29 protein-coding genes are annotated in these 24,720 nt (G+C 41.6%); 8 read left to right on the top strand and 21 right to left on the bottom strand.

The window, feature by feature from the left end:
* Positions 1–22 precede the first annotated feature (22 nt).
* Positions 23–634, bottom strand: a complete 612-nt coding sequence (locus tag FRE64_RS11705) for a hypothetical protein (RefSeq protein ID WP_246140299.1) — start codon at positions 632–634, stop codon at positions 23–25.
* 127 nt (positions 635–761) lie between these two features.
* On the opposite strand from FRE64_RS11705, the gene FRE64_RS11700 reads away from it, so the two are divergent.
* A complete protein-coding gene (locus FRE64_RS11700; RefSeq protein ID WP_146296409.1) occupies positions 762–2,186 on the top strand; it encodes a carotenoid oxygenase family protein in 1,425 nt (474 codons plus the stop codon).
* 147 nt (positions 2,187–2,333) lie between these two features.
* Complete coding sequence (gene pedR, locus FRE64_RS11695) at positions 2,334–2,633, top strand: photosynthetic electron transport-dependent transcriptional regulator PedR (RefSeq protein ID WP_146296408.1); 300 nt, start codon at positions 2,334–2,336, stop codon at positions 2,631–2,633.
* A 7-nt stretch (positions 2,634–2,640) separates the two neighbouring features.
* Here the strand turns inward: pedR and FRE64_RS11690 are convergent, their stop codons facing one another.
* Both FRE64_RS11690 and FRE64_RS11685 read right to left on the bottom strand, forming a co-directional pair.
* Positions 2,641–3,390 carry a lipoate--protein ligase family protein gene (locus FRE64_RS11690; protein ID WP_146296407.1) on the bottom strand — a complete coding sequence of 250 codons (750 nt, stop codon included), beginning with the start codon at positions 3,388–3,390 and terminating at the stop codon, positions 2,641–2,643.
* Entirely contained in the window at positions 3,347–3,841 is a 495-nt protein-coding gene (locus FRE64_RS11685; RefSeq protein ID WP_146296406.1) for a YbjN domain-containing protein, read from the bottom strand. Before FRE64_RS11685 ends, FRE64_RS11690 begins: the two co-directional genes overlap by 44 nt.
* Before the next feature lie 227 nt (positions 3,842–4,068).
* Here FRE64_RS11685 and FRE64_RS11680 point away from each other — a divergent pair, with 227 nt between their 5' ends.
* The 5 genes from FRE64_RS11680 to FRE64_RS11660 all read left to right on the top strand — a co-directional run bounded on the left by FRE64_RS11680 (position 4,069) and on the right by FRE64_RS11660 (position 9,090).
* The gene (locus FRE64_RS11680; protein WP_146296405.1) at positions 4,069–4,824 is read left to right on the top strand and encodes an LmeA family phospholipid-binding protein; all 756 of its coding nucleotides are present in this window, start codon (positions 4,069–4,071) and stop codon (positions 4,822–4,824) included.
* On the top strand, positions 4,821–5,042 hold the full coding sequence (locus FRE64_RS11675) for a DUF167 domain-containing protein (RefSeq protein ID WP_146296404.1): 222 nt from the start codon (positions 4,821–4,823) through the stop codon (positions 5,040–5,042). The genes FRE64_RS11680 and FRE64_RS11675 overlap by 4 nt, the downstream gene beginning before the upstream one ends.
* A 7-nt stretch (positions 5,043–5,049) precedes the next feature.
* The gene (locus FRE64_RS11670; RefSeq protein WP_146296403.1) at positions 5,050–6,270 is read left to right on the top strand and encodes a DUF790 family protein; all 1,221 of its coding nucleotides are present in this window, start codon (positions 5,050–5,052) and stop codon (positions 6,268–6,270) included.
* Between the two features lie 138 nt (positions 6,271–6,408).
* Complete coding sequence (locus FRE64_RS11665) at positions 6,409–7,536, top strand: ATP-binding response regulator (protein WP_146296402.1); 1,128 nt, start codon at positions 6,409–6,411, stop codon at positions 7,534–7,536.
* Positions 7,537–7,686: 150 nt separating this feature from the next.
* Positions 7,687–9,090: an aldehyde dehydrogenase gene (locus FRE64_RS11660; protein WP_146296401.1), complete on the top strand. Its 1,404-nt coding sequence runs from the start codon at positions 7,687–7,689 to the stop codon at positions 9,088–9,090.
* Positions 9,091–9,232: 142 nt separating this feature from the next.
* Here the strand turns inward: FRE64_RS11660 and rpsJ are convergent, their stop codons facing one another.
* The 8 genes from rpsJ to FRE64_RS11620 form a co-directional block, all read right to left on the bottom strand.
* Positions 9,233–9,550: a 30S ribosomal protein S10 gene (gene rpsJ, locus FRE64_RS11655; RefSeq protein ID WP_146296400.1), complete on the bottom strand. Its 318-nt coding sequence runs from the start codon at positions 9,548–9,550 to the stop codon at positions 9,233–9,235.
* 115 nt (positions 9,551–9,665) lie between these two features.
* Complete coding sequence (gene tuf / locus FRE64_RS11650; protein ID WP_146296399.1) at positions 9,666–10,895, bottom strand: elongation factor Tu; 1,230 nt, start codon at positions 10,893–10,895, stop codon at positions 9,666–9,668.
* A gap of 28 nt (positions 10,896–10,923) precedes the next feature.
* Positions 10,924–12,999 carry an elongation factor G gene (gene fusA / locus FRE64_RS11645; protein WP_146296398.1) on the bottom strand — a complete coding sequence of 692 codons (2,076 nt, stop codon included), beginning with the start codon at positions 12,997–12,999 and terminating at the stop codon, positions 10,924–10,926.
* 99 nt (positions 13,000–13,098) lie between these two features.
* Positions 13,099–13,569, bottom strand: a complete 471-nt coding sequence (gene rpsG, locus FRE64_RS11640) for a 30S ribosomal protein S7 (protein WP_146296397.1) — start codon at positions 13,567–13,569, stop codon at positions 13,099–13,101.
* A 21-nt stretch (positions 13,570–13,590) separates the two neighbouring features.
* Positions 13,591–13,962, bottom strand: coding sequence for a 30S ribosomal protein S12 (rpsL, locus tag FRE64_RS11635; protein ID WP_146296396.1), 372 nt, complete (start codon positions 13,960–13,962; stop codon positions 13,591–13,593).
* A gap of 132 nt (positions 13,963–14,094) precedes the next feature.
* Positions 14,095–14,421 carry a HesB/IscA family protein gene (locus FRE64_RS11630; protein WP_146296395.1) on the bottom strand — a complete coding sequence of 109 codons (327 nt, stop codon included), beginning with the start codon at positions 14,419–14,421 and terminating at the stop codon, positions 14,095–14,097.
* On the bottom strand, positions 14,421–14,822 hold the full coding sequence (locus FRE64_RS11625) for a phosphomannose isomerase type II C-terminal cupin domain (protein ID WP_146296394.1): 402 nt from the start codon (positions 14,820–14,822) through the stop codon (positions 14,421–14,423). The genes FRE64_RS11630 and FRE64_RS11625 overlap by 1 nt, the downstream gene beginning before the upstream one ends.
* A 71-nt stretch (positions 14,823–14,893) precedes the next feature.
* Positions 14,894–15,502, bottom strand: coding sequence for an alpha/beta hydrolase (locus FRE64_RS11620; RefSeq protein ID WP_146296393.1), 609 nt, complete (start codon positions 15,500–15,502; stop codon positions 14,894–14,896).
* 100 nt (positions 15,503–15,602) lie between these two features.
* Here FRE64_RS11620 and FRE64_RS11615 point away from each other — a divergent pair, with 100 nt between their 5' ends.
* Positions 15,603–16,835, top strand: a complete 1,233-nt coding sequence (locus tag FRE64_RS11615; RefSeq protein WP_146296392.1) for an MFS transporter — start codon at positions 15,603–15,605, stop codon at positions 16,833–16,835.
* 62 nt (positions 16,836–16,897) lie between these two features.
* On the opposite strand, the gene hrcA is transcribed toward FRE64_RS11615, so the two are convergent.
* The 10 genes from hrcA to FRE64_RS11565 all read right to left on the bottom strand — a co-directional run bounded on the left by hrcA (position 16,898) and on the right by FRE64_RS11565 (position 24,304).
* Positions 16,898–17,986 (bottom strand): heat-inducible transcriptional repressor HrcA, encoded by a 1,089-nt coding sequence (gene hrcA, locus FRE64_RS11610; RefSeq protein WP_146296391.1) that lies wholly within the window; start codon positions 17,984–17,986, stop codon positions 16,898–16,900.
* 36 nt (positions 17,987–18,022) lie between these two features.
* Positions 18,023–18,370 carry a rhodanese-like domain-containing protein gene (locus FRE64_RS11605; RefSeq protein WP_222597815.1) on the bottom strand — a complete coding sequence of 116 codons (348 nt, stop codon included), beginning with the start codon at positions 18,368–18,370 and terminating at the stop codon, positions 18,023–18,025.
* 67 nt (positions 18,371–18,437) lie between these two features.
* Complete coding sequence (locus FRE64_RS11600; RefSeq protein ID WP_146296389.1) at positions 18,438–18,968, bottom strand: NAD(P)H-quinone oxidoreductase subunit J; 531 nt, start codon at positions 18,966–18,968, stop codon at positions 18,438–18,440.
* Positions 18,969–19,715 carry an NADH-quinone oxidoreductase subunit NuoB gene (gene nuoB / locus FRE64_RS11595; RefSeq protein WP_186709058.1) on the bottom strand — a complete coding sequence of 249 codons (747 nt, stop codon included), beginning with the start codon at positions 19,713–19,715 and terminating at the stop codon, positions 18,969–18,971.
* Positions 19,712–20,074 (bottom strand): photosynthetic/respiratory NAD(P)H-quinone oxidoreductase subunit C, encoded by a 363-nt coding sequence (gene ndhC / locus FRE64_RS11590; protein ID WP_146296385.1) that lies wholly within the window; start codon positions 20,072–20,074, stop codon positions 19,712–19,714. The genes nuoB and ndhC overlap by 4 nt, the downstream gene beginning before the upstream one ends.
* Positions 20,075–20,162: 88 nt before the next feature.
* Complete coding sequence (ftsH, locus tag FRE64_RS11585; RefSeq protein ID WP_246140434.1) at positions 20,163–21,986, bottom strand: ATP-dependent zinc metalloprotease FtsH; 1,824 nt, start codon at positions 21,984–21,986, stop codon at positions 20,163–20,165.
* Positions 21,987–22,119: 133 nt separating this feature from the next.
* Positions 22,120–22,539 (bottom strand): secondary thiamine-phosphate synthase enzyme YjbQ, encoded by a 420-nt coding sequence (locus FRE64_RS11580; protein ID WP_146296381.1) that lies wholly within the window; start codon positions 22,537–22,539, stop codon positions 22,120–22,122.
* A 24-nt stretch (positions 22,540–22,563) separates the two neighbouring features.
* Positions 22,564–22,806: a hypothetical protein gene (locus tag FRE64_RS11575; protein ID WP_146296379.1), complete on the bottom strand. Its 243-nt coding sequence runs from the start codon at positions 22,804–22,806 to the stop codon at positions 22,564–22,566.
* On the bottom strand, positions 22,796–23,347 hold the full coding sequence (locus tag FRE64_RS11570) for a hypothetical protein (protein ID WP_146296377.1): 552 nt from the start codon (positions 23,345–23,347) through the stop codon (positions 22,796–22,798). The genes FRE64_RS11575 and FRE64_RS11570 overlap by 11 nt, the downstream gene beginning before the upstream one ends.
* Positions 23,348–23,482: 135 nt before the next feature.
* Positions 23,483–24,304, bottom strand: a complete 822-nt coding sequence (locus FRE64_RS11565; protein ID WP_146296375.1) for a hypothetical protein — start codon at positions 24,302–24,304, stop codon at positions 23,483–23,485.
* Positions 24,305–24,720: the final 416 nt, after the last annotated feature.

Here is a 24,720-nt window from a genome sequence, read left to right as displayed (position 1 = left end):
TACCTGATTGGGATTGTCAAGACTAATTTTCCAAAGGTGTATCAACAAACCCCAAGTCATACAATTGCTGATAGGCTTGACTTCCTAATTCCGAAGTAGGATTTTGTGAGCGAATCACTTGAATAAATAGGGGAATGGCTAAAGCAGGTTCTTGTTGGCTGCGATGGACTAATCCTAGTTGATAGGTAGCGCGATCGCGCATTCTTGCTGCTTGCACCGCCTTTTGGCGTTGTTCTTCACTTAAACGGGTATTAATTCCCTGAAAAGTCCCCCCCAGTTGCTGATAAAAGTTAGATAACTGATTGGATAATCGTCGTGCTGTTTGTAATCTTTCTTTAGCGGTTTCGTAATCTTCTTCATCAATTGCCTCACTGGCTTGTTCCATGAGTTGTTCCCCAGTACTCAAGCTGAGAAAGTTATCTGAGCGCAAATCATCTGGCAGTTCCTCCTGTATTGTCTCATCCCCTTCTTCAATCGGCTCTTCTGGTGCTTCTTCTGGCGCTTCTATGGCTTCATCAGGGGCTTCTTCCTCTGTCACGGGCTGAGCAAATGCAGGCATTCCCGAAAAGAGTAATGGCACTACAAACAAAATACTAAATGCGACAGATTGAAACTTAAGGAGTAACATTACCATGGTTAACAGAGCAAATTTATTATTAAACTATTAGTCAGACTGAAAGATTCTAACATTGTCAACGGCTCAATCAATCATTGTGCATTGACAGTTTTTAAAGTGCCTAATCATTGCTTCCAATCATTTTATGTCGCAAAACGCTTGGTTTAAAGCTCTAAAAACCCCACCGCAAGAATTTCCGCTCACCCCTATATCAGTTGTTTCAGGTAGCATTCCCCAGGCTTTACGGGGCACTCTCTATCGTAATGGTCCAGCTTGTTTGCAGCGAGGAGGGCAACAAGTGGGACATTGGTTTGATGGAGATGGGGCAATATTAGCCGTCCATTTTACCTCTGAAGGAGCAAAAGCTGTTTACCGCTACGTGCAAACAGAAGGCTACCAGGCAGAAGTGAAGGCAAATGAGTATCTATTCCCCAACTATGGGATGACGGTTCCTGGCCCTTTCTGGAAAAATTGGGGTAAAGACGTTAAAAACAGTGCCAATACTTCAGTTTTGGCCTTAGAAGATAAGCTGTTAGCCTTATGGGAAGGGGGACTCCCTCATGGGCTTGATCTCAACACTTTAGACACCTTTGGCACAGATCAATTGGAAAGTTTATCTTTAGGGTCTCCTTTTTCTGCCCATCCCAAAGTTGATCCTGAAACAGGGGAAATTTATAACTTTGGCGCAATTCCGGGAACTAAAGTCACCCTACAAGTGTATAAAAGCCAGCCTAATGGGAAAGTCATAGATACAGCTTCCATTGAACTTGATGGCTTATCCGTGATTCATGATTTTGTCTTAGCAGGGCGTTATTTGGTGTTTTTAGTGCCACCAGTACGAGTGCAGTTATTACCAGTCTTATTTGGTTTCAAAAGTTTTAGTGATGCGATGCAATGGAAGCCACAATTAGGAACAGAAATCATTGTTCTCGATCGCGCCACTCTCTCTGTTGTTAGTCGTACTAAAACCGATCCTTGGTATCAATGGCATTTTGCTAATGGCTATGAAGAGGAAGATGGAACTGTTGTCGCTGAATTTGCTCGTTATGCTGACTTTACCACCAATCAATACTTAAAAGAAATTCCCACGGGAAGTCCCAGTGTTAGTGCCAATGCTAATCTTTGGCAACTCAGATTGGATCCCAAAACAGGAAAAATTCTAGACAGCCAGCCTCTTGTAGAAAGACATTGTGAGTTTCCAGTGGTGGATGCAAGCCGAGTGGGAAAATATCATAAAGATACCTATTTTTCCATTATGCGAGAGGGGGTTGATCCTCAGAATGAATTATTGGGCGCGATCGCGCGTTATCATCATCCCACAAGCACGTTAACAATTGCTGATGCTGGAGAAAACCGTTATCCAAGCGAACCCATTTTTGTTCCTAATCCTGAAAATTCTGACACAGGTTGGCTATTAACTGTCGTTTATGATGGCAATGAACATCAAAGCCAAGTTTGGATTTATCAATCTGATCAACTCGAACAAGAACCCATTTGCCGCTTACAATTACCGCAAGTAATTCCTCATAGCTTTCATGGAAATTGGAAACCATCATCAAATAAAAAATAACGTCCCATATATAACAAATTGTAAAGTGGGGATCAGTTATCGTTACAATAAAATTAAACCAGTAAGTAAATTTGCTGTGGCGATTTTTTTCTGTAGTCAATGATGCAGTTATAGCAAGTTGAAATATAATTTAACGGAGATAATTTTATGACAGATAGCAAATTAAATAGCCCCATTGCCATTTCTGGACGAGAAATGGAAATTATTGAATTAGTGGCGGCAGGTTTAACCAATCAAGAAATTGCCCAAAAACTTGAAATTAGCAAGCGAACCGTAGATAATCATATCAGCAATATCTTAACCAAAACTTCCACTGATAACCGAGTTTCACTAGTGCGTTGGGCATTACAATGGGGAAAAGTCTGCTTAGATGATGTTAACTGTTGCGCCTTACCCTCAATTCAAAAAACGGAAACTCCTAAAATGACTTCACAATTGCAGGAGTAAACACTAATCATTCAGAAACTGCTTCCAGAATTTCTTGCCATTCACTCCTTTGCAAAGGTTGAGTTACTAAATTAATTTGAAAACATTTTATAGCTGCGGTTTTTAATTTTTTAATAATTTCTTGATGAGATACACTCAAATGAGTTGAAGTTGGCAATTGATTAAAGACCTTTTGAAAAAGACATGGATCAGGATTTAATTGCATTGATCCATGTTGCAAGAGGGTTTCTCCTCGTCGTAGTTGTGCGCTACCAATCAATTTTTCTCCATAGGAGGTGACTAAATCAGCACCTGTTGCAGTTTCAAAACAGTTGGCAACATCTCGATAACCTCGCCCTTCTTTTCCATAGTGTAGAGAAATGCCTAGTTGTTGCCAGCCCACAATTAAAAATTGACAAACTTCCTCATAAATCTGAAGGCGTTTTCCAGTTGCCCCAGAAATGACCACTGCATAAGTTAAATCCCCTTGATGAAGAACAGCCCTTCCGCCAGTAGGACGACGAACTAACTCTAAAGTTCCCTCCTGAACCAGATTCTGCCAATGATCAGGAAATCGCTTTTGGTGATACCCCAAGGAAATCGCAGGCGGTTGCCAAGTATAAAAGCGGAGAGTAGGAGGATGAATTCCTTGTTGAACCTGCTGTAATAACCAAGAATCAATTGCCATTTGTATCTCCCCTGATGCTGGGATCATAGGGAGATATCGCCACGTTTTAGGATTGTCCAAATTCTTCTTGTAAGGCTTCGTCGTTATCATCCGCGATGGAAGCAACTAGGGTAATTGCCCGAGAAATTTCCCCAGGATAGAGATCAGCAACAGTGCGATGGGTTAAAACCACTACCTGATCATTATAAACCGCAAAGGAAGCCTCATAGGTATCTGACCAATTCATTTCTAACAACTTCCGCATTAATCTAGATTCATCCTTGGCTGGAAGTTTTAGCACTGAAGCCCACACCGCTAGGGTATCATCGTCTTCTTCCCCTGTCAGTTGAACGAATACTTCTACTGTGCCATACTGAAATTTCCAGATGCGACCACCGCTTTCATTGCGGCTTACCATCGCTGTGTCATTTTGATCAAGACTAGAGATAATCGTTTCAATAACTTCAATATGAGAAGCGGTAGCTTCATCTTCTATTAAAGAGTCATTATTGTCTTCTATACTGAGTAATTGTTCCTTTCCTTGTGATTTTTTGGTAGCCATAATGTTTTCTCCCTTAATGGTATAGCGATTTCTTGGATAATAAAGAAAAAGCTAGTATTGATCACTATTTTCCTCTTTTCCATCTCATCTTACAAGAGTCTAGGGTAGCAGCAATAATTTCCCTAGTTCTGAAAACTCTTCCGCAGTAGAGAGGAAACTTAATATAAATTAATATACAATAGCTTCAGGGCTAATAATTAATTGACAGTTAAGGATGTAAAATAACAATGCTGTTTTCACTAGCAACTCAACACTTAGGTGAACAAACCCTGAATAAAATTGCCACCTTTGCACTGTCCACTCAGTTAGATGAGTCAGAGCGATTGGATGTTAATGTTAAAACAGATCCAGGGTTACTAGCGCAAGGAAAACTTACTTCTTTAACGATTGATGGCGATGGGCTAGTAATGCAAAAGGATTTACGGATGCAGAAGCTATTAATTAACCTTCAAAATATTGCCGTAAGTCCAATGAAGGCGTTAACTGGTAACATTGAATTAACTGAAACCAGTACAGGAGAGGCAAATATTCTCCTAAGTGATGCCGATATTAACCGTGCTTTTAATTCTGACACGCTCCGTGATCAGATGGAGAGTTTAAAAATACAGGTGGAAAATGAACAGGTAACTTTAGATGTTCTCGCCGTAGAGTGTCATTTTCTAAAACAGGGAACAGTTAGCATTGATGCGAGAATTAAAATTCAAGAAACTGGAGAAACGCAAAAAGTTTACTTTACTACCATTCCTCGCATTAGTGACGGAGGAAGAGGCGTAACTTTAGATTCGGTTAGTTACGCTGAAGGAAAAGAACTATCTCCTGAGTTAACGGAAGCCTTGCTAGAAAAAGCTAGAAATATTCTGAATTTAAATAACTTTGAAATGGAAGGAATTTCTTTATCCATTAATCAAATACAGGTGAAAGAAGGGGAATTAAACCTGTGCGCGATCGCGCAAATTACAAAATTTCCTCAACCGGAGTCATGAAAAAGCTCTCAATCAAAGTCAAACCCAATGCGAAACAGCAGGAAATCAAAACTGGAGATAATGGGGAATTAATTGTTCGTCTCCAGTCTCCCCCAGTTGACGGTAAAGCCAATACCGAATTAATTAAACTTCTTGCTAAAACTTATGGTGTGAAAAAATCACAGATTCGTATAAAATCAGGGTTAACTTCTAAAATTAAACAAGTAGAAATTAATTAATTTCTGAATGCTAAAAAGTGAGCATTTGATTTATCGTCAAAATGGGGAAACTATCGTCCCTAAACAGTTGTTAATCGAAGAAAATAATGGGGCAATTGAGTTAGCCCAAGAACTCATCTCTTGCTTTGAAAAGTCCGTAGGCAAACCACAAAAGGACTTAGACCGCGCCTTATCGGAACAGGAAGGAGATAATACTGATTATCGTATTCAACGCGGACTCGCCCACCTTTTAAAAAATCATTTCTCTACCTTTGAAATTGTTAGCCCCTTAGAACCACAAGAATTGCGACAAAGAGTATTTACAAAAGCAGCTCATTCCACTCCTACTCCTCATAACCGCCAGTTAACCTTAGAACTAGTTGCAGAAGAACTGAGCACAGAATTAAACCGTACTGTTGTTGTCTCGGAAATTCAGCAAGGATTATATGCTGATTTACAAGAGAACCGCATTTTAACTCAATTTGAAGCCCCTGCTGCCGAGACACTTCTTCACCGCTATAATCTCTCGCAAGTACAGGGAATCCTTTATCGGGCTACTTATATTGAAATTAATGCCCACCGTAATGTTCCTGGACAGTATAAACTTTTATTTCGCTACCTCAAGCTCTTTCAACTCATGGCTTACATTGAAGGAGATGCTGATCACGGCTTTACCATTACTATTGATGGGCCGGCAAGTGTCTTTAAGTCCAGTACCCGTTATGGGTTAGCTCTTGCTAAACTACTCCCTGCTTTACTGCACGTTAGTCGTTGGGAACTAAAAGTTGTTTTAGAAAACCGTGATCCCTATAGCAAAACCCTTAAAAAGGGACGATTTAGCCTTGATAGTAATTGTGGGCTAGTTAGTCATTACCCCCCAGATAAGGCTTATGATAGTATGCTAGAGGCTTCTTTTGCCAAGCGATGGGAGAAAGAGAAAACTCAGTGGAGACTTGAACGAGAAGTTGATCTCATTCCGATTCCTGGTAGTGTAATGATTCCAGATTTTCGCTTAGTTCATCCCAATGGGGAAGAGTTTCTTTTAGAAATTGTTGGTTATTGGCGACCTGAGTATCTTCGTAAAAAATTCCATCAGGTTCGTAAAGCACAGGTAGATAACTTAATTCTGGCGATTTCAGAACGCCTCAACCTAGATAAAGCGGGGGTCAATTTTCAAAATGTTCCCGCAAAGCTAGTGTGGTTTAAGGATAAATTATCTCCAAAGGCAGTGTTAGCTAGTTTAAGTTGAAGTTTAATTCAGCTTAAAGTTCTGGCTGGGAATCTTTCGAGAGGATGAGGCTAAAACGTTTGCAATGAGGAAATAATAGCATGGAAGCGTAAATATATTAATAAAAATTCAGCGTTAGTAAAATAACTTTATATTTTAATGAGTAATTCCCCAGATACAAGCAACAGAAAATCAGACACGATTCTTGTAGTTGATGATGCCCCAGATAATGTTTTACTAGTCAAAAGTATCTTAGAAGACGAAGGATATGATATTGATGTCGCCGAAGAAGGTCAAAGCGCGATCGATAAAGTCAATGCTAATCCTCCCCAACTCATTCTCCTCGATGTTATGATGCCAGGCATGGATGGGTTTGAAGTAACCGAGCGCATTCGTCAGCAAGAAGATTTACCGTTTATTCCCATTCTTCTTATTACCGCTTATGATCAACCCAGTGTTGCTAAAGGGCTAGATAGTGGCGCTGATGACTTTATCCGTAAGCCTGTAGAGTTAGAAGAATTGTTAGCGCGAGTACGATCTTTACTGCGTCTCAAGCATAGTGTGGATGAAAGAGATGAAATTGCGCGTCAACGGGCGGATTTTGTTTCCCGTCTTACCCATGATTTGCGGACTCCTCTTGTGGCAGCAGATCGGATGTTGAATTTGTTTCAGCAAGGGGCGTTAGGAGAAATGTCAGAACCAATGGCGGAAGCAGTGGCGACAATGACACGCAGTAATCGTAATTTACTTGATATGGTAAATACGTTACTAGAGGTTTATCGGTTTGAAGCTGGACGAAAAGTATTGAATTTTACCCCAGTTAATATTACTGAACTTATTAATGAAGTCATCGACGAACTTAAGCCTTTAGCGGAAGAAAAAGGGCTAAGTTTAACCCTCGAAGAAAACCTGAATGATGAGCAATTAGTAACGGTAGAAGGGGATCGATTAGAGTTAAGACGAGTGCTTACTAATTTAGTGGGAAATGCCATTAAATTTACTGATGAAGGAAGTGTCAAAGTAGATATTCAACAAGTAACGGAAACAGAACCCCCCCAGTTAGTGCTTTCAGTTCAGGATACAGGGCCAGGGGTTTCTCCTGAAGAACAAAAAAACCTTTTTGAACGATTTCGGAAAGGGAAGCATCGTAACTCAGGAAGTGGCTTAGGGTTACATTTATCTCAACGCATCTTAGAAAGTCATAATGGGACTATTAATTTAGAGTCAGAGGAAGGAAAAGGTAGTGTTTTTACTGTTAAAATTCCACTTAAAAAGGATAGTCATTAGTCATTAGTCATTGGTCATTGGTCATTAGTCATTAGTCATTGGTCATTGGTTATTGGTCATTGGTCATTAGTCATTAGTCATTGGTCATTGGTCATTAGTCATTGGTTATTGGGTTACAAAGTACGAATAACAAATAACAAATAACAAATTATGTTAAAAACAACAGAAATACCAAATCTTGTTAAGTCACAGAAGGAGTTTTTTGCGACAGGAAAAACTAAAGATATTGCGTTTCGGAAAGAGCAGTTAGAGAAATTAAAAAAGGAAATTAAAAATCATCAAGAAGCAATTACAGATGCTCTTTTTAAGGATTTAGGTAAGCCAAAATTTGAAGCCATTCTAACTGAAGTGGCTAATTGTGAGGAAGAAACTAACTATATTCTCAAGCATTTAGATCGTTGGGCAAAATATAAGCCAGTGAAAACGCCGTTAAACTTCTTTCCTGCCAATTCATTGATTGTTCCTGAACCATTAGGGCAAGCTCTAATTATTGGCCCTTGGAATTATCCCTTTCAATTAAGTATTTTACCGTTATTAGGCGCGATCGCGGCAGGAAATTGTGCCATTATTAAACCCTCCGAAATTACCCCCAATGTCTCGAAAGTAATTGCAGATGTCATTGGAAAAACCTTTGACCCCAATTATATTACTGTCGTGGAAGGGGATAAAACCGTTGCTGAGGAGTTATTAAAACAGAAATTTGATCATATTTTTTACACAGGTGGCGCGAGAGTTGGCAAAATTGTTATGAAAGCGGCGGCGGAAAATTTAACCCCTGTTACTCTAGAATTAGGCGGTAAAAGCCCCTGTATTGTTGAACCTGATATTCACATTAAACATAGTGCCAGACGGATAATTTGGGGGAAATGCTTAAATGCTGGACAAACTTGTGTTGCGCCAGATTATTTATTGGTTCATCGGGAAATTAAAGATCAATTAGTTACCGCGATGAAAGACAGCTTAAAAGAGTTTTTTGGGGAAAATCCAGCAGAAAGTCCAGATTATGCCAGAATTGTCAGTGATAGACATTTTAATCGCCTCACTGAATTTCTAAAAGAAGGAAACATTATTGTCGGCGGAGAAACCGATGCAGAAAGTCGTTATATTGCACCTACCCTTATCGATGAGGTGAGTTGGAATGATGCGGTAATGGAAGAAGAAATTTTTGGCCCCATTCTGCCCATTATTGAGTATGATGATTTAGAAAGCGCGTTTGCGAAGCATGGACGGAGTCCAATCGCGCAGATTAATGATCGTCCAAAACCTCTCGCGCTTTACCTCTTTTCTAAAAGTAAAAGCAAGCAAAAGCAAGTCTTACAACAAACCTCAGCCGGCGGCGTAACCCTTAATGATACCATTATTCACCTTGGTTCCCCAGAATTGCCCTTTGGCGGCGTAGGTGAAAGCGGAATGGGGGCTTATCACGGAAAAGCTAGTTTTGATACCTTTACCCATTATAAAAGTGTTACTAATCGTAAGTTTTGGCTAGATATTAAATTACGCTATCCCCCTTATGCAGATAAGTTTAAGTTCTTGAAATTTTTATTTAAATAGGGCTTGCTGAAAAAAAGTTACGGGGGTTGAACCTCCGAATTAACTTGCATCAAATTACTATACCTGGGACAGAGGCTTTGGCTGCTACTCATTTGAAAACAATGAAACAGCCTTACCTCAACCAAAGAAAAATGCAGTGTAACTAAAGCTTCACTTCAATATCAACCCCTGCCGGTAAATCAAGTTTCATCAATGCATCAATCGTTTTAGAAGAGGGCTGATAAATATCAATAATTCGTCGATGAGTTCGGGTTTCAAAATGCTCCCGAGAGTCCTTGTTTACGTGGGGAGAACGTAGTACACAATATACCTTGCGCTTGGTGGGTAACGGAATCGGTCCCACTGCATTCGCATCAGTACGCTTTGCCGTATCAACAATTTTATCGCAGGAAGTATCAAGTAAACGACGGTCAAATCCTTTCAAACGGATACGAATTTTTTGTTGCTGGAGAGTTGCCATAATTTGAGATTAATTCAGTTTTCTAGGTTCAGAGTTCAGAAATATTAATGATTAGTGACACATTAAAGAGCAACAGAGACTATCCCTGCTGCTCTCAATGGGCGAAAGAAGTGAGCTATTTCACAATTTTGGACACAACGCCAGCCCCAATGGTGCGGCCACCTTCACGAATCGCAAAGCGCATTCCTTGTTCAATAGCAACGGGGCTAATGAGTTCAACGGTCATTTTGACGCGATCGCCGGGCATTACCATTTCTGCAGCACTGCCATCATCAGCAGTAAACCCAACAATGGTTCCCGTGACATCAGTTGTCCGAACAAAGAACTGAGGACGATAGTTCGTAAAGAAAGGAGTATGACGACCGCCTTCTTCTTTCTTCAATACATAAACCTCAGCTTCAAACTGGGTATGAGGGGTAATCGAGCCAGGCTTGGCTAAAACCATTCCCCGCTCAATATCATCTTTTTGAACCCCACGGAGTAAAACACCAACGTTATCTCCAGCTAACCCTTCATCAAGAGTTTTCTGGAACATTTCTACGCCAGTAACCGTGGTTTTACGGGTATCTTGGATGCCAACAATTTCCACTTCTTCGCCAGTTTTGACTTTACCACGCTCAATGCGACCAGTAGCAACCGTTCCCCGACCAGTAATGGAGAATACGTCTTCTACTGCCATTAAGAACGGCTTATCAACATCACGTTCAGGAGTGGGAATATAATCATCCACTGCATCCATTAATTCATAGACTTTATCAACCCACTCATTTTCCCCTTTACCAATTTGGGGGTTCTTGGTTAATTCTTCTACTGCCATTAATGCCGAGCCAGAAATAATGGGAATCTCATCTCCGGGGAAGTCATACTCATTGAGCAACTCCCGAACTTCTAATTCCACTAATTCTAAAAGCTCTTCATCATCAACTTGGTCAACTTTATTTAAGAAAACCACTAAGTTAGAGATACCTACCTGACGTGCTAACAGAATATGCTCACGAGTTTGAGGCATGGGGCCATCAGCTGCAGATACTACGAGTACCGCACCATCCATTTGGGCTGCCCCAGTAATCATGTTTTTCACATAGTCAGCGTGTCCGGGGCAATCTACGTGGGCATAGTGACGCTTATCGGTTTCATATTCCACGTGAGCGGTGTTAATGGTAATTCCCCGTGCTTTTTCTTCTGGCGCTGCATCAATATCTTCATATTGACGAGCCTTTGCACGACCCGAAGAAGATAGGGTCATGGTTAAAGCTGCGGTTAATGTGGTTTTACCGTGGTCAACGTGACCGACTGTCCCGATATTGGCGTGTTCTTTTGTACGTTCAAATTTTTCGCGTGCCATGAGTTAACTATTCCTTATGTCTTCTAAATTATCCGTTCCCTTGCGTTTTTGCCATTACGGCTTCAGCAACATGATTAGGGACTTCAGCGTAGTGGCTGAACTCCATAGTAAAGATTCCTCGACCCTGAGTTTTGGAGCGAATATCAGTGGCATACCCAAACATCTCAGCCAGAGGAACTTCTGCCGAAATTTTGGCAATTCCATCCTCGGTATTCATGTTACCGATTTGACCCCGACGAGAGTTAAGGTCGCCCATAACATCGCCCATAAAGTCTTCAGGGACCTCTACTTCTACTTTCATCATTGGCTCTAAGAGAACTGGGCTAGCTTTTTGAACTGCTTCCCGAATTCCCATCGAGCCAGCAATTTTGAAAGCCATTTCGGAGGAATCTACGTCATGATAAGAACCATCAACTAATCTCACTTTGAGATCAATCATGGGATAACCTGCTAATATACCAGATTCACAGGTTTCTTTGATCCCTTCTTCTACAGAGGGGATATATTCTTTGGGGATTACCCCGCCAACGATTTTAGACGTAAACTCAAACCCACTACCAGCTTCTCCAGGTTCTACTTCTAGAACCACATGACCATATTGTCCTTTACCGCCACTTTGGCGAATAAATTTCCCTTCTGCATTACTCGGCTGACGGATAGTTTCACGATAAGCCACTTGAGGCTGACCAATGTTAGCTTCCACCTTAAATTCACGAAGCATCCGATCCACTAGAATTTCTAAGTGGAGTTCACCCATTCCTGCAATTACCGTTTGATTGGTTTCTGGATCGGTGGTCACTCGGAAAGTGGGGTCTTCATCAGCTAACGCCTGTAGAGCCTTGGATAACTTATCCATATCGGCTTTGGTTTTTGGCTCAACTGCCACGGAAATAACTGGCTCTGGGATGTAAATTGACTCTAGGATAATTGGGTTATTTTCATCACAGAGGGTATCCCCCGTAGTGGTATTTTTCAAGCCCACGATCGCGCCCAGCTCTCCTGCTCGCAATTCATCCACTTCAATCCGTTCGTTGGATTTCATGACAATTAAACGAGAGAGCCGTTCTTTTTTATCCTTAGTGGCGTTATAGATATAGCTTCCTTTTTGCACCACTCCAGAATAAACCCGAATAAAGGTCAATCGTCCATAGGGATCCGCTGCCACCTTAAACGCTAAAGCCGCTAAAGGCTCATCGTCACTAGAGGGACGAGTAGCTTCAGTGCCATCGGGTAATACCCCTTCAATGGGAGGAACTTCTGTTGGTGCGGGTAGATAATCAACCACCGCATTCAGTAGGAGTTGTACTCCTTTATTTTTAAAGGAAGAACCGCAGAGCATGGGAACAACTTCGCGCTTCAAAGTGGCTTGACGTAGCCCTTGCCGAAGCTCATCTTCCTCTAAATTGTCCTCAGCGAGGTATTTTTCTAAAAGTTCTTCATCAGTTTCTGCAACTGCTTCTACTAACTTCGCCCGATACTCCTGAGCAATTTCCTGCATCTCCTCAGGAATTTCAGTAATTTCAATATCAGTTCCCAAGTCGTTGTTGTAAATGTAGGCTTTCATCCCCACTAAGTCAACAAGTCCCTGAAATTCACTTTCTGCCCCAATAGGGAGTTGAATCGGAACCGCATTACAACGTAGGCGATCGCGCAGTTGTTCATACACTTTATAGTAATTAGCACCGGTGCGATCCATTTTATTGACAAAGACAATTCTAGGAACGCTATAACGTTCTGCTTGTCGCCACACCGTTTCTGTTTGCGGTTGAACTCCTCCCACAGAACATAATACGGTGATCACACCGTCTAGTACCCGCATGGAGCGTTCCACTTCAATGGTGAAATCCACGTGACCAGGGGTATCAATAATATTAATTTTGTTATCTAGCCAACTGGTGCTGATAGCAGCCGCAGTAATGGTGATGCCCCGTTCTCTTTCTTGAGACATCCAGTCCATTACGGCATTACCATCATGAACTTCCCCCAACTTATGGGCAACCCCTGAATAATAGAGGATGCGTTCGGTTGTCGTCGTTTTCCCAGCATCAATGTGGGCTGCGATCCCGATATTGCGGACTCGTTCTAGGGGGATACTACGCGCCATGGTGACCTCCTTCTTTGAGCAGTGCTGGTTTTTATATACATTTTTGCGCTGTTTACAATTTTATAACTTTTTTTACATTTTCACCGCGCCAGCATCACGCTAATAACGGTAGTGAGCAAAGGCTTTGTTTGCTTCTGCCATTTTGTGGGTTTCTTCCCGTTTCCGAACCGTACTCCCCGTTTCATTGGCAGCATCCATAATTTCATTAGCAAATCGTGTCGCCATGGTTTTCCCAGAACGGCTACGGCTATATTGCGCGAGCCAGCGTAGGGCTAAACTGGTTCCTCTCTCTGGACGCACTTCCATGGGCACTTGATAGGTGGCCCCTCCCACTCGTCTGGCTTTAACTTGTACCAAAGGAGTGACATTACGTACTGCTTGTTCAAAGGTTTCTAGCGGGTCAGCATTGGTTTTTTCTTCTACGATTTCAAAAGCATCGTATAAGATTTTTGATGCAAGGGATTTTTTCCCATCCAGCATTAATCGCCGAATCATCATACTGACTAAGCGACTATTATACTTTGGATCGGGAGGAACTGGACCTTTTTTGACGTTACTCCTACGAGACATAAGCGAGTTTCCTAATTAAGCTTATTTTGGGCGTTTTGTTCCATATTTGGATCGTCCTTGACGGCGATCTTTCACTCCTGTAGTGTCAAGGGTACCACGAACAATGTGGTAGCGAACTCCGGGTAAGTCTTTTACCCTTCCTCCTCTAATTAAAACTACAGAGTGTTCTTGTAAGTTATGACCAATCCCCGGAATATAGGCGGTCACTTCATAGCCAGAGGTAAGACGCACCCGAGCTACTTTCCTTAAGGCAGAATTAGGTTTTTTCGGCGTTGCGGTATAAACTCGAGTACAAACCCCTCTCCGTTGTGGACATCCTTTTAATGCTGGGGACTTTGTCGGTTGAGTGAGTTTTGAGCGTTCTTTTCGGATTAGTTGTTGGATTGTTGGCATGAGTTAGCCTTGGACAATTCCTTTTTACGAGTAATTATTACTGTTTAATAATTGAGTCAACAGCACCCCATTCTACCCCTATTTTCGCAGGCTTGTCAAGGTTACTCTGTTACAACTTGAGTAAAAGGAATACTAGTCTAAGGTAAAAGAAATTCCACAACTACACGATTGAGTAGCTTGAGGATTTTGGAAGCGGAATCCCCCTCCCATCAAGTCTTCAGTAAAGTCTAGGGTAAGCTGATTCAGATAAGGAAGACTCTTTTCGTCAATGACGACCGAGAAGTCATTTTGTGGATAAACGCGATCGCTACCTTGACTTTCCTTCTCCCAACTAAAAGTATAATACAACCCTGAGCAACCCCCCTCTTTTACATCAAGACGCAGGTAACTATTTTCTTGTTCTTGGCTTTTTTGCATGCGCCTAATTTCGTTTTGGGCTGCCTCACTAATTTTAATCATCAACTTTGATGGCGAGAATAATCATCCTGGAAACGAATGATATCATCTTCCCCCAAATACTCTCCATTTTGTACTTCAATTAAAATTAAGTTAATTACTCCGGGGTTTTCTAGTCGATGGGGAGTACATTGCGGAACATAGGTGGATTGATTAGAGGTAATGATTTCTTCTTTATCACCACAGATGACTTTCGCAGTTCCTGAAACTACGATCCAATGTTCACTGCGATGATGATGCATTTGTAAACTCAGGCGATGTCCTGGTTTAACTTCAATGCGTTTAATTTTATACCCATTACCTTCTTCTAAGGTGGTAAATGCCCCCCAAGGACGAGACTCAGTTTCTGTGGCTGTGGAAAATTGAACGAGGGAGGGAAAAGAAAGAGCTTCGCTGTTGGACATAGCACTTAAATTCCTAACTATTTATTTAGGTTTATCTTTAAGTGTACTAGCACTTGCCACCATTCAGTTCTTTATTGACAAAGGTTGTTCACAAACTGCTTTAATGTTTCCAAGGCTTCGGGATTAATCTCATGCTGCATGGGAAACTCTTGATAAGTCACATTAACTCCTTGCTGTTGAAGGGTATCTCTTGCTTTTTGGGCTGCAGTTACAGGGACTACGGGGTCTTGTGTGCCATGAATCATTAAGGTGGGTGGCGCGGTAGGACTCCCTTGGGGTTCACTATGAAGATAGCCAGAGAGGGCACATAAACCAGCAAAAGGAAAGCTAAACCCGATATCAAGGGTCATGGCACCGCCTTGAGAAAAACCAATGAGAAAGGTACGTTGTGGGGGAACGCCTGTTTCCTTTTCTAGGGATGCTAACCAACTTTTCAGAGCCTGACGACTCTGGTTTAATCCCTCCTCATCTCGTTTTTGCAAGTCATACCACATTTTTCCGTCTGGGGCTGTGGGATGAGTAAAGGGGGCATTGGGGAAGATCATCTGGGTTTCTTGCCAGTTAAAAAACGGTGCAAAGGTGGCTAAATTTTGGGCATTAGCTCCCCAACCGTGTAGGGCAACTAATAAATATTTGGGTGTTTCGCTTTCACTAGGAATGGTGAGGGCTTCTAAGGTCATTGCTTTTAAGTAGATATGAATGTCTCCCCAATAGCAGATTACAGTAAATGTTAAGAATAGTAAACTAGGCGATAAAAACCCACCTAAGGAAGAAAACTGCGTGAATTTGCTAAAAGCTCTTACTCCCAGTCAGAAAAAGAATTTAATCGTTTTAGGGCTCTCTGGTTTATTGTTTTGGGTTAGTTTAACCAGTTTATTGCCTACTTTACCCGCTTACATTGCAGATATTGGCGGCACTAACCATCAAATTGGTTTAGTGATGGGCAGTTTTGCCATTGGGTTACTCTTATTTCGGGCTCAGTTGGGGAAAATTTCGGATCAACGCAGTCGGAAAGTGGTAATTCTCATTGGCACGTTTGTTGTGGGAACAGCCCCCTTGGGCTATCTATTGGTGGATTCGATTCCCTTATTAATTGCAATTCGGGCGTTTCATGGCATTAGTATTGCAGCTTTTACCACTGGTTATAGCACGTTGGTGGTGGATTTATCTCCTCCTGAAAAGCGCGGTGAATTGATTGGTTATATGAGTTTGGTTGTTCCCATTGGGTTAGCTTTGGGACCAGCTTTGGGGGGATATCTGCAAGAAGGCGTGGGGTATGAAGTCTTGTTTACTGTGTCAGCGGCTGCGGGTTATTTAGGGTTACTATTTGGTTCTCAAATAACGGAAGCTAGGCAAGATTATCAAAATGAGAAGGACGGAAAACCAGCTTCACAAGAAGGGTTTTGGCAAATGTTGGTTAGCCCACGCATTCGCACTCCAGCAATGGTTTTATTTATTGTCGGCTTAGTGTTTGGCACGCTGACAACATTTCTCCCTCTTTATGTCCGAGAATTAGGAATTGATTTTAATCCGGGGTTATATTACACAACTTCTGCTGTTGCTAGTTTTGCGATGCGGATTTTTGTAGGGAGAGCCTCTGATTACTATGGTCGGGGGGTTTTTATTACCATGAGTCTTACCCTCTATACGGTTGCTATGTCTCTGTTAGCAACAGCAAATGCGCCAATAGAGTTTGTGATGGCAGCGATCGCGCAGGGAGCTGGCGGTGGTACACTGATTCCCATGATGATTGCGTTAATGTCGGATCGCTCGACTACTGAAGAAAGAGGACGGATTTATGCCCTTTCCATTGGCGGATTTGACTTAGGAATCGCCCTCGCTGGGCCAGGATTAGGTGCTCTAGCAGATATTTTAGGGTATCGGGGGCTGTTTATCTTAGGAGTAACTTTAGCTGCCTTGGCTCTAATGATTTTCCTGACGCGATCGAGCAAAAATATTTCCCATTCTCTACGTTTTGCCCTCGGAAGAGAAAAGGATGCTTATCGCATTTAAGATGGGAATTAGAGTTAGTTCGAGCTTCCTTTCCATGAAAAATCTGCTATGTGGGAATGCTCTCAAAGCTCGCCACCTTCGACTTTGGTCAGGGCTTCAGATAGGGTATCAGCAGCAACTTCTACTAGCGCGATCGCGTTTTCATATAACATTCTCGTGGGCCCAATTAACCCGACACTTCCTGCTAATAATTTTCCTTGATAATAATCAGCAGAAATTAAACTACAGATTTGCATGGGTTCTAGGGGATTTTCTGAGCCAATTCTTACTCTGACTTTCTTTTGATCATCGTTGGGTTCAACTAAGTTAAAAATTAATGAACATAACTGATCTTGTTCTGCTTCTAACAAATGCAACAGGGTTTGCACTTGTTGGAGTTGGGAAAATTCAGGCTGTCGTAAAACTTCTGAAATTCCTCGCACTAAAATCGGAGAAGAAGGGCGATTTTGAGACTGCTGGGTTAATTTTTGACAAATCTGCCCTAAAAAATCCCGATCTTGCTTCCATTCCTGTTCTAAATCTTCCACATTTAAATTTGCTAATTCTGATAAGGGTTGACCTTCTAGTTTTCGGTTGAGAAAGTTTGAGAGTAATTCTAATTCTTCTTCAACTCCTTCCCCTGAAGCCAGTTTCTCCGCTATCCTCGGTGGCGGATTAATTAATCCCGACTGAGTTTGATAGGTGTCGGTGATAATAATCAGCATAATGTGCTGGCTATCCACAGGAAATAACTGTAAATGACGCAGAGTCGAGGTATCTTGCTGGGGAAGAGTAATTAAGGCAATATAACCACTTAAGGTAGCTAATAACTGCGCTACGCCATAAAGGAGGGCCTCTAAACTCCCCACTTCTTCTTTAATCGCATTACTCAAAAGATGATCCAGTTTACGGCGCATCGTTTGATCTAGGGACATGATTTGATCTACATAGGTGCGATATCCCCAGTCAGAGGGAATGCGCCCGGCAGAAGTGTGGGGTTGATAGAGTAACCCTGCTTTTTCTAAGAATCCCATGGCGTTACGAACTGTTGCAGAACTCACTGTCAGATCGTACTCGTTGACCAGAGTTTTAGAACTCACCGGTTCGGCTGTGGCAACATAATGACGAATCGTTGTTGACAGGATGTGCTGATGACGTTCTTTTAAGCGCATGGTTTTAAGGAGGTTCAAAAATAAGATCGGGAAAGACTAATAACGGGGAACTGAGGGATCGATCGCGCAACTGTAGGCATCAATCCCGCCACTAATATTTTTGACGTTACTAAATCCCTGTTGTTTTAACCAATAACACATTTGGGCAGAACGAACACCGTGATGACAAATGACAAAGGTTTCTTTTTCTGCATCAAGTTGCTGGTGAATTTGATCAGACCATTGTTCGTATTCGCTAAGGGGAAGATTAATAAAGCCTGAAATTGACGCGGTTGCTACTTCTTGCGGTTCTCTGACATCAATCAGTTGGGTGTCTTCTGGAGAAAAATTTTCTAGCGCGATCGCGAACTCTTCCACAGACACTTCTTGCATCGGACTATTCATCAGTTACTAAATTACTAATTACAACTCTCCCGTTACTTCCAATATAATAACGGGAGATTTTTCCAAGTTAATAGGCGTGTTGAATTTCGTAAAATTCAGGAGAGATATAATCCTTACGCAGGGGCCAACCCACCCAGTCTTCGTTCATTAAAAGACGTTTCAGGTTAGGATGCCCTTCAAACACAATGCCATACATATCGTAAGTTTCTCGTTCTTGCCAGTCTGCCGCTTTCCAAATCCAGTAAACTGAAGGCACAGAAGGGTTGTCACGGGGTAAAAATACCTTAATGCGAACTTCCTCAGTAGCGTCAGCATCATCATAAACTTTCGCTAAATGATAAAAGCTGACCAATTCTTTTCCCGGACCAGCATCATAGCCTCCCTGACATTGCAGGTAATTAAAGCCATTTTGATATAGAGCCGTTGCCACAGGAAGTAGCGCATCAGGTTCAACACTAATCATTTCAATTCCCTGATGATCCCGTGCTAAGGGCTGATTTTGCAAACCATTCTCCGTTAGCCAAGAAGAGACAACCCCTGCTTCCACAATTTGTGACGCTTCTTGCTCATTTTGAGTTTCTTTTTCTTCTTCTGCCATTTAAGCCTCCTCTTTCTGAGATTGAGATTCACTGAGCGCTGTGGAAACTTCAGGCTGCATCGCCTCAGCCAACTCTTTTGGAGGGGCTTCCCAAGTTCCTTTACTCAAATACTTACCATCATGGATGGGAGAAACCACTTTCATATTGTGGGGAATGCTGTAATAGCGATGGGTTTGTTCAAGAGAACCAGCACGCTCTTGAATGGACTCGTTAGCAATTTTTTTCCGTAACTTAACAATGGCATCCATAATGGCTTCTGGGCGAGGCGGACAACCGGGGATATAAGCATCTACTGGAATCAGCTTATCCACACCACGCACAGCCGTGGGAGAATCCACACTAAACATTCCCCCTGTAATAGTACAAGCCCCCATAGCCATGACATATTTAGGCGCAGGCATTTCCTCATAAAGGCGTACCAACGCTGGAGCCATTTTCATGGTAATTGTCCCTGAGGTGATAATTAAATCTGCTTGACGGGGGCTATTACGGGGTAATAATCCAAAGCGGTCAAAGTCAAACCTTGACCCAATCATCGCGGCAAATTCAATGAAGCAGCAAGCTGTGCCATACATCATTGGCCACAAACTTGATAGCCGCGACCAGTTGTAAATATCATCCACAGTGGTTAAAATAACGTTTTCTGATAAATCTTGAGTGATTCCTGTACGAGTTGCAGGATTAAGAATTTTCTCTTTTTGTTGTTCTTCTAATGTTCCTTGGTTCATTGTTGATTCAGAATTCATGACCATTCTAATGCTCCTTTGCGCCATGCATAGACTAATGCCACCACCAGAATGGCAATAAAAATTAGGGCTTCAATAAAGGCAAGTAACCCTAATTGGTTGAATGCTACTGCCCAAGGGTATAAAAATACGGTTTCCACGTCGAAAATGACGAAGACAAGGGCAAACATATAGTAGCGGATATTAAATTGAATCCACGCACCGCCAATGGGTTCCATTCCTGATTCATAAGTGGTGGAAGTTTCGGGCCCACCGCCACTGGGTCGTAATAGTTTGGCGGCGGTTAAAGCAATGACTGGGATTAATGAACAGATAATTAAAAATCCCAACAAGTATTCATAACCAGATAGGCTAAACACGCGCTTCCTTTCCTTTTATTCAGTGCTAACGTTTGTTATGTTTCTTTACGTTTCTATGGTATCTTAATCGCTACGTTGTCAACGGTGATTATTTAGAACCAGCTTTTGCCAATTGCTTTTCAGGAAGTTGGGTATATTGAGAGACAATTTTGCGAAATTCGTCCCCTTCAATGGTTTCTTCATAAAGGAGAATATCCACAATATGATCCATTAAGTCTCGGTGTTCACGAATAATTTGTCGCGCTCGTTCATACCCTCGAAGCGCGATCGCGCGGACTTGTTCATCAATTTTAGAGGCAACTTCCTCGGAATATTCATTGCGGTTATACATATCCCCACCGCCTAAGAACACTTGATCGTTACCGCTTTCTAAAGCCAATGGCCCTAAATCTGACATGCCATAACGAGTGACCATTTCTCGGGCTAAATTGGAGACCACTTTCAGGTCATTACTTGCCCCTGCAGTGACTTCTGCATCGCCAAAAATCTCCATTTCTGCAGCACGTCCACCGAGGGTAATGGTAATGCGATCCATAAGCCATGCTCGACTGTATAAGCCACTATCCACCATCTCTTCATCAAAACTTTGTTGAGCAAAGCCACCAACGCCCCCTGAGCGTGGAATAATCGTGACTTTATTGAGCGGATCCGAATGTTCTAAGAGCGTCATTAGGAGGGCGTGTCCCACTTCATGGTAGGCAATGAGACGTTTTTTCTTGCTATCTAACAGGGGATTTAAACTTAAGCCAATGGTAATGCGATCTAGGGCATCATCAATTTCTACGAGCGTAATCATCGGCTTGAATCGTCGCGCTGTTAAAATAGCTGCCTCATTCATCAGGTTGGCTAAATCGGCTCCTGATAGCCCAGGGGTTTTTCGGGCAATAGATTCGAGAGTGACTTCTGGGGCTAATTTTTTATTGCGAGCATGAACTTCTAAAATCCCTAATCGTCCAATATAGCTGGGTAAATCTACACGCACTTGCCGATCAAATCGCCCAGGACGCATTAAAGCAGGATCAAGGACATCCGCGCGGTTTGTAGCAGCAATGACAATAATACCTGTATTTTCTTCAAACCCGTCCATTTCGGTTAACAACTGGTTCAGGGTTTGTTCGCGTTCATCATTGCCACCACCAACGCCAGCACCGCGTTTACGCCCGACAGCGTCAATTTCATCAATAAAAACTAAACAAGGAGCATTTTCTTTGGCTTTTTTGAAGAGATCACGGACACGAGAAGCCCCAACCCCTACAAACATTTCCACAAATTCTGAACCAGAAATGCTATAGAAGGGAACGCCAGCTTCTCCTGAAACGGCTTTAGCAAGGAGGGTTTTTCCTGTGCCTGGAGACCCCACCAGTAACACACCTTTAGGAATTTTCGCCCCAACTGCGGTAAAGCGTTCGGTTTCTTTGAGAAAGGTTACAACTTCTTGTAGTTCTTCTTTAGCTTCCTCAATGCCAGCCACATCATCAAACCTTACCCCTGTTTGATCTTCTACTTGATAACGGGCGCGAGATTTGCCAAAACTCATTGCTTGTCCTGAATTTTTAGCAGAGCGACGGATAATTAAAGCTAATCCGCCTATTAGTAAGACAATGAGAAAGCCGTTGGCAATAATTCCCACGGTTTGAGCATTATCCCCAGAAGTGTCTATATCAAGAGGGACATTTTGCTCGCGCAACCGAGAAATTGTGTCACTATGGTCACTAAAGAGTTGTACTTCTTCGGTGTTTGTGCTGCCAGTCCCATCGTCATATTCCACAACTGCAATGTTGGTGCGAGAATCAATTTCTACTTCCCGCACTTCTCCACGCTCAATTTTTTCTAAGAATTGGCTATAACTTAGCTCTTCCCCATTGTCTCTAGCTAGGGTTGGTGAGGCAAAAAAAGCACTTTGTAAAACCATCCAACCAGTAGCAACGGGAAGTAAGTAACGGGAGAAGCGATTGAAAGGTGGGTTAGAGCCAAATATTTTTTTCATTTTTGAGGTTGCCAGTAGTGTCTTTAGAAATAATGATGTCCCTTGCTTCTAGTGTAATTTACACGCCGCTAATGTGGATGACAATTTCTCGCATTTGAGCGCGATCGCGATGTTCCCAAACATAAATTCCTTGCCAGGTTCCTAATCGTAATTGTCCGCGATCAATGGGGATTTGTTCCGAAGTATTAGTGAGAACTGAGCGAATGTGGGCTGGCATATCATCGGGCCCCTCAGCATTATGAACATAGAGGCTGCTATCCTCTGGAACTAATTGTTTCATAAAGTTAGAGAGATCCGTTAAAACCTCGGGATCAGCATTTTCTTGAATAATTAAACTTGCCGAGGTATGACGAATAAAAACATGGCATATTCCTCTATCTACCCCTGATTGGGCGACAATTGATTCTACTTTAGAAGTAATTTTATGTAAGCACTTCCCACTAGTTTTAACAGTAATGGTTTCTTGATAATGACTCATAATAATTATATTTATTGAATATGCTTATTCTTCTTGATTATCGTCCTCAGACTCAGTTTCTTCTTCTTCCCAAGGAGAATCATAGTGATGCCAAGGTAAAATCGGATTATTAGGCAAATTATCAGTTAAAACGGTAACATTTTCCATATCAGGATCAGGCAATTTCACTCCTTCATTTTCCTCCTGATTCATTTCTTTTTTTTGATTCTCTTTTGAGTCTTGATTGGGGTCGGTACTCATAATTAAACTGAGGTTATTACGTTCCATAATACAGCGAAAAAACGTGAAAGGTAACAATCACGACAATCGTAAAGGTAGAATAAGCAGCATAGGTTAATGATTTTGATTTATCATCTAATCTTTGTCTATTTACATTATAAGTCTCCACTAGATTTACAATCATTTGCAGTTGATAGTTGGTTTTCGAGAGGTTAAGGTAACGTTCTACCACTTCGATATTTCCTAAATTAGGAGTGACTGCAACTTGACGCGGTAAAAATGCGCTCAGAAGTAAGCCAAATGTAATCATAAACCCGATCATCTCTGCAATACTAAAGATACTGGGAATTAGTATCAGTTTAGAAATAGCAAGGGCAGTGAGGATTCCCCCACTATTGACGGCAAACAAAATATTAAGTTTTGTTGTTAGGAGTTGACTTTGCTGATGTTGCTGCTCAATGACACGACGCACATCCTCTAAAGCTAAATCTAAAGTTACTGGATCAGGCTGAGACGATTGATCATCATCACCATTATTAGATAAAGCTTCAGTGACAGACTCAGGAAGTTCTTTTGTCGAATTAGTCATAATAAATTTTGGTCACGAGGAAATGACTACTTCTAAAATAGAAATAGGTATTTACAGATTGCAGTTTTAGATCTGAAGACAAGTTCAACAATTTGCAATATCCGATCAATATTATGACACTGTTGAAACATCAAATTAGCCAAGAAACTCATTAATTGATTGAGTTATTTTTTCTTTGTGACTCCGTGAGCCAAATACATCTAATTTAATGCTTTCACCCGATTTGAGGACTAACTGCGCTTTATATTGTTTCTTTTTGCTACTATTTTTACTAACCACTTCGGCTTCCTGAATTTCCTCAATTGCCCATGATTCTGTTTCCGAAGAAGAAGGATTCTGTTTCTTTAAATACATTTGTCCTGAATCTCGATCAAATAGGCACTGAAGCTGAAACTTCCTTTTCCACGTTGCATAACCAATTCCCCCTCCTGCTAACATAAAAAGGCTTCCAAAGCCTGAAACCAACCAATTACCACCTTGAGTTAGGTGTAGAGAGTTTTGACTAGAATCATTAATAAACTGATTGATTTCATTTACTTTTCGTTCTTTGGATGATTGACCAGAGCTATAAGAATTTGTCAGAGGAATCTCATCATTATTAGTAATCAAGGTAACGCGATAAGTGGTGCTTGTTCTTCTTCTTCTACGACTTCCACCACTTCTACGACTTCTTCTACTGGTGCGACTTTCAAGCGTGGCTCCTTCTAGTTTATTTAGTGGAATCTCATCATTAGTTCCTTGTAAAAAACCAAACAAGTGAGAAGACTTAACTTCGCAATTCTCTTCATTATTGCGATAACAAGTTAAATTGGTTCTGCTACTCGCTAATGCAATTGTGGACAAGCCTGCTCCAAAAAAAATAAATCCAAGGATAACTCCTTGCATTCGCTTCCAACTCAGCATCAAGTGGCTATTCTCTAGTTTTAAAAGGGTTGGTGTCTCTTCTGTAATTTTCATAATATCAAGAGTAAGGTTATACTTTTTCTTAATATTATTGATTACCTTGCATACCTAATTCAGAAATTAATAATTTGTTATCTCCTATTAGCTTACCAAAAATAAACAACAACGAGATTGAATTTAACTATCCGTTCTCAGAAGTCTCCCGACAGAATCTTTGATTTGTCGGTGAGATGAATGAGAACAGTCGTGCTATAATCGAAAAAGTTTCGGATGGGGAACTTTTTTCGGCGAAAACCAAGCCAAGATATAAAAGAATTTTTGATTCTCTTCCATCCAATTATCTATAAAGCTCGGGAGCCGGGCTGTTCGCCTATCGCCTTGGTGTAAGACTTCTCTTTTCCTACGATTAGAAAAGCAACCGATTGGGTAGGAAGCTCCCGTTAGAATCTTCGATTTAACGGGAGTAGCTC

Origin of the sequence: Euhalothece natronophila Z-M001, from assembly GCF_007904085.1 — a bacterium.
Taxonomy (GTDB): Bacteria; Cyanobacteriota; Cyanobacteriia; order Cyanobacteriales; family Rubidibacteraceae; genus Halothece; species Halothece natronophila.
The sequence above is the reverse complement of the archived record's forward strand: the minus strand, read 5'-3'. Positions and strand labels throughout refer to the sequence as shown.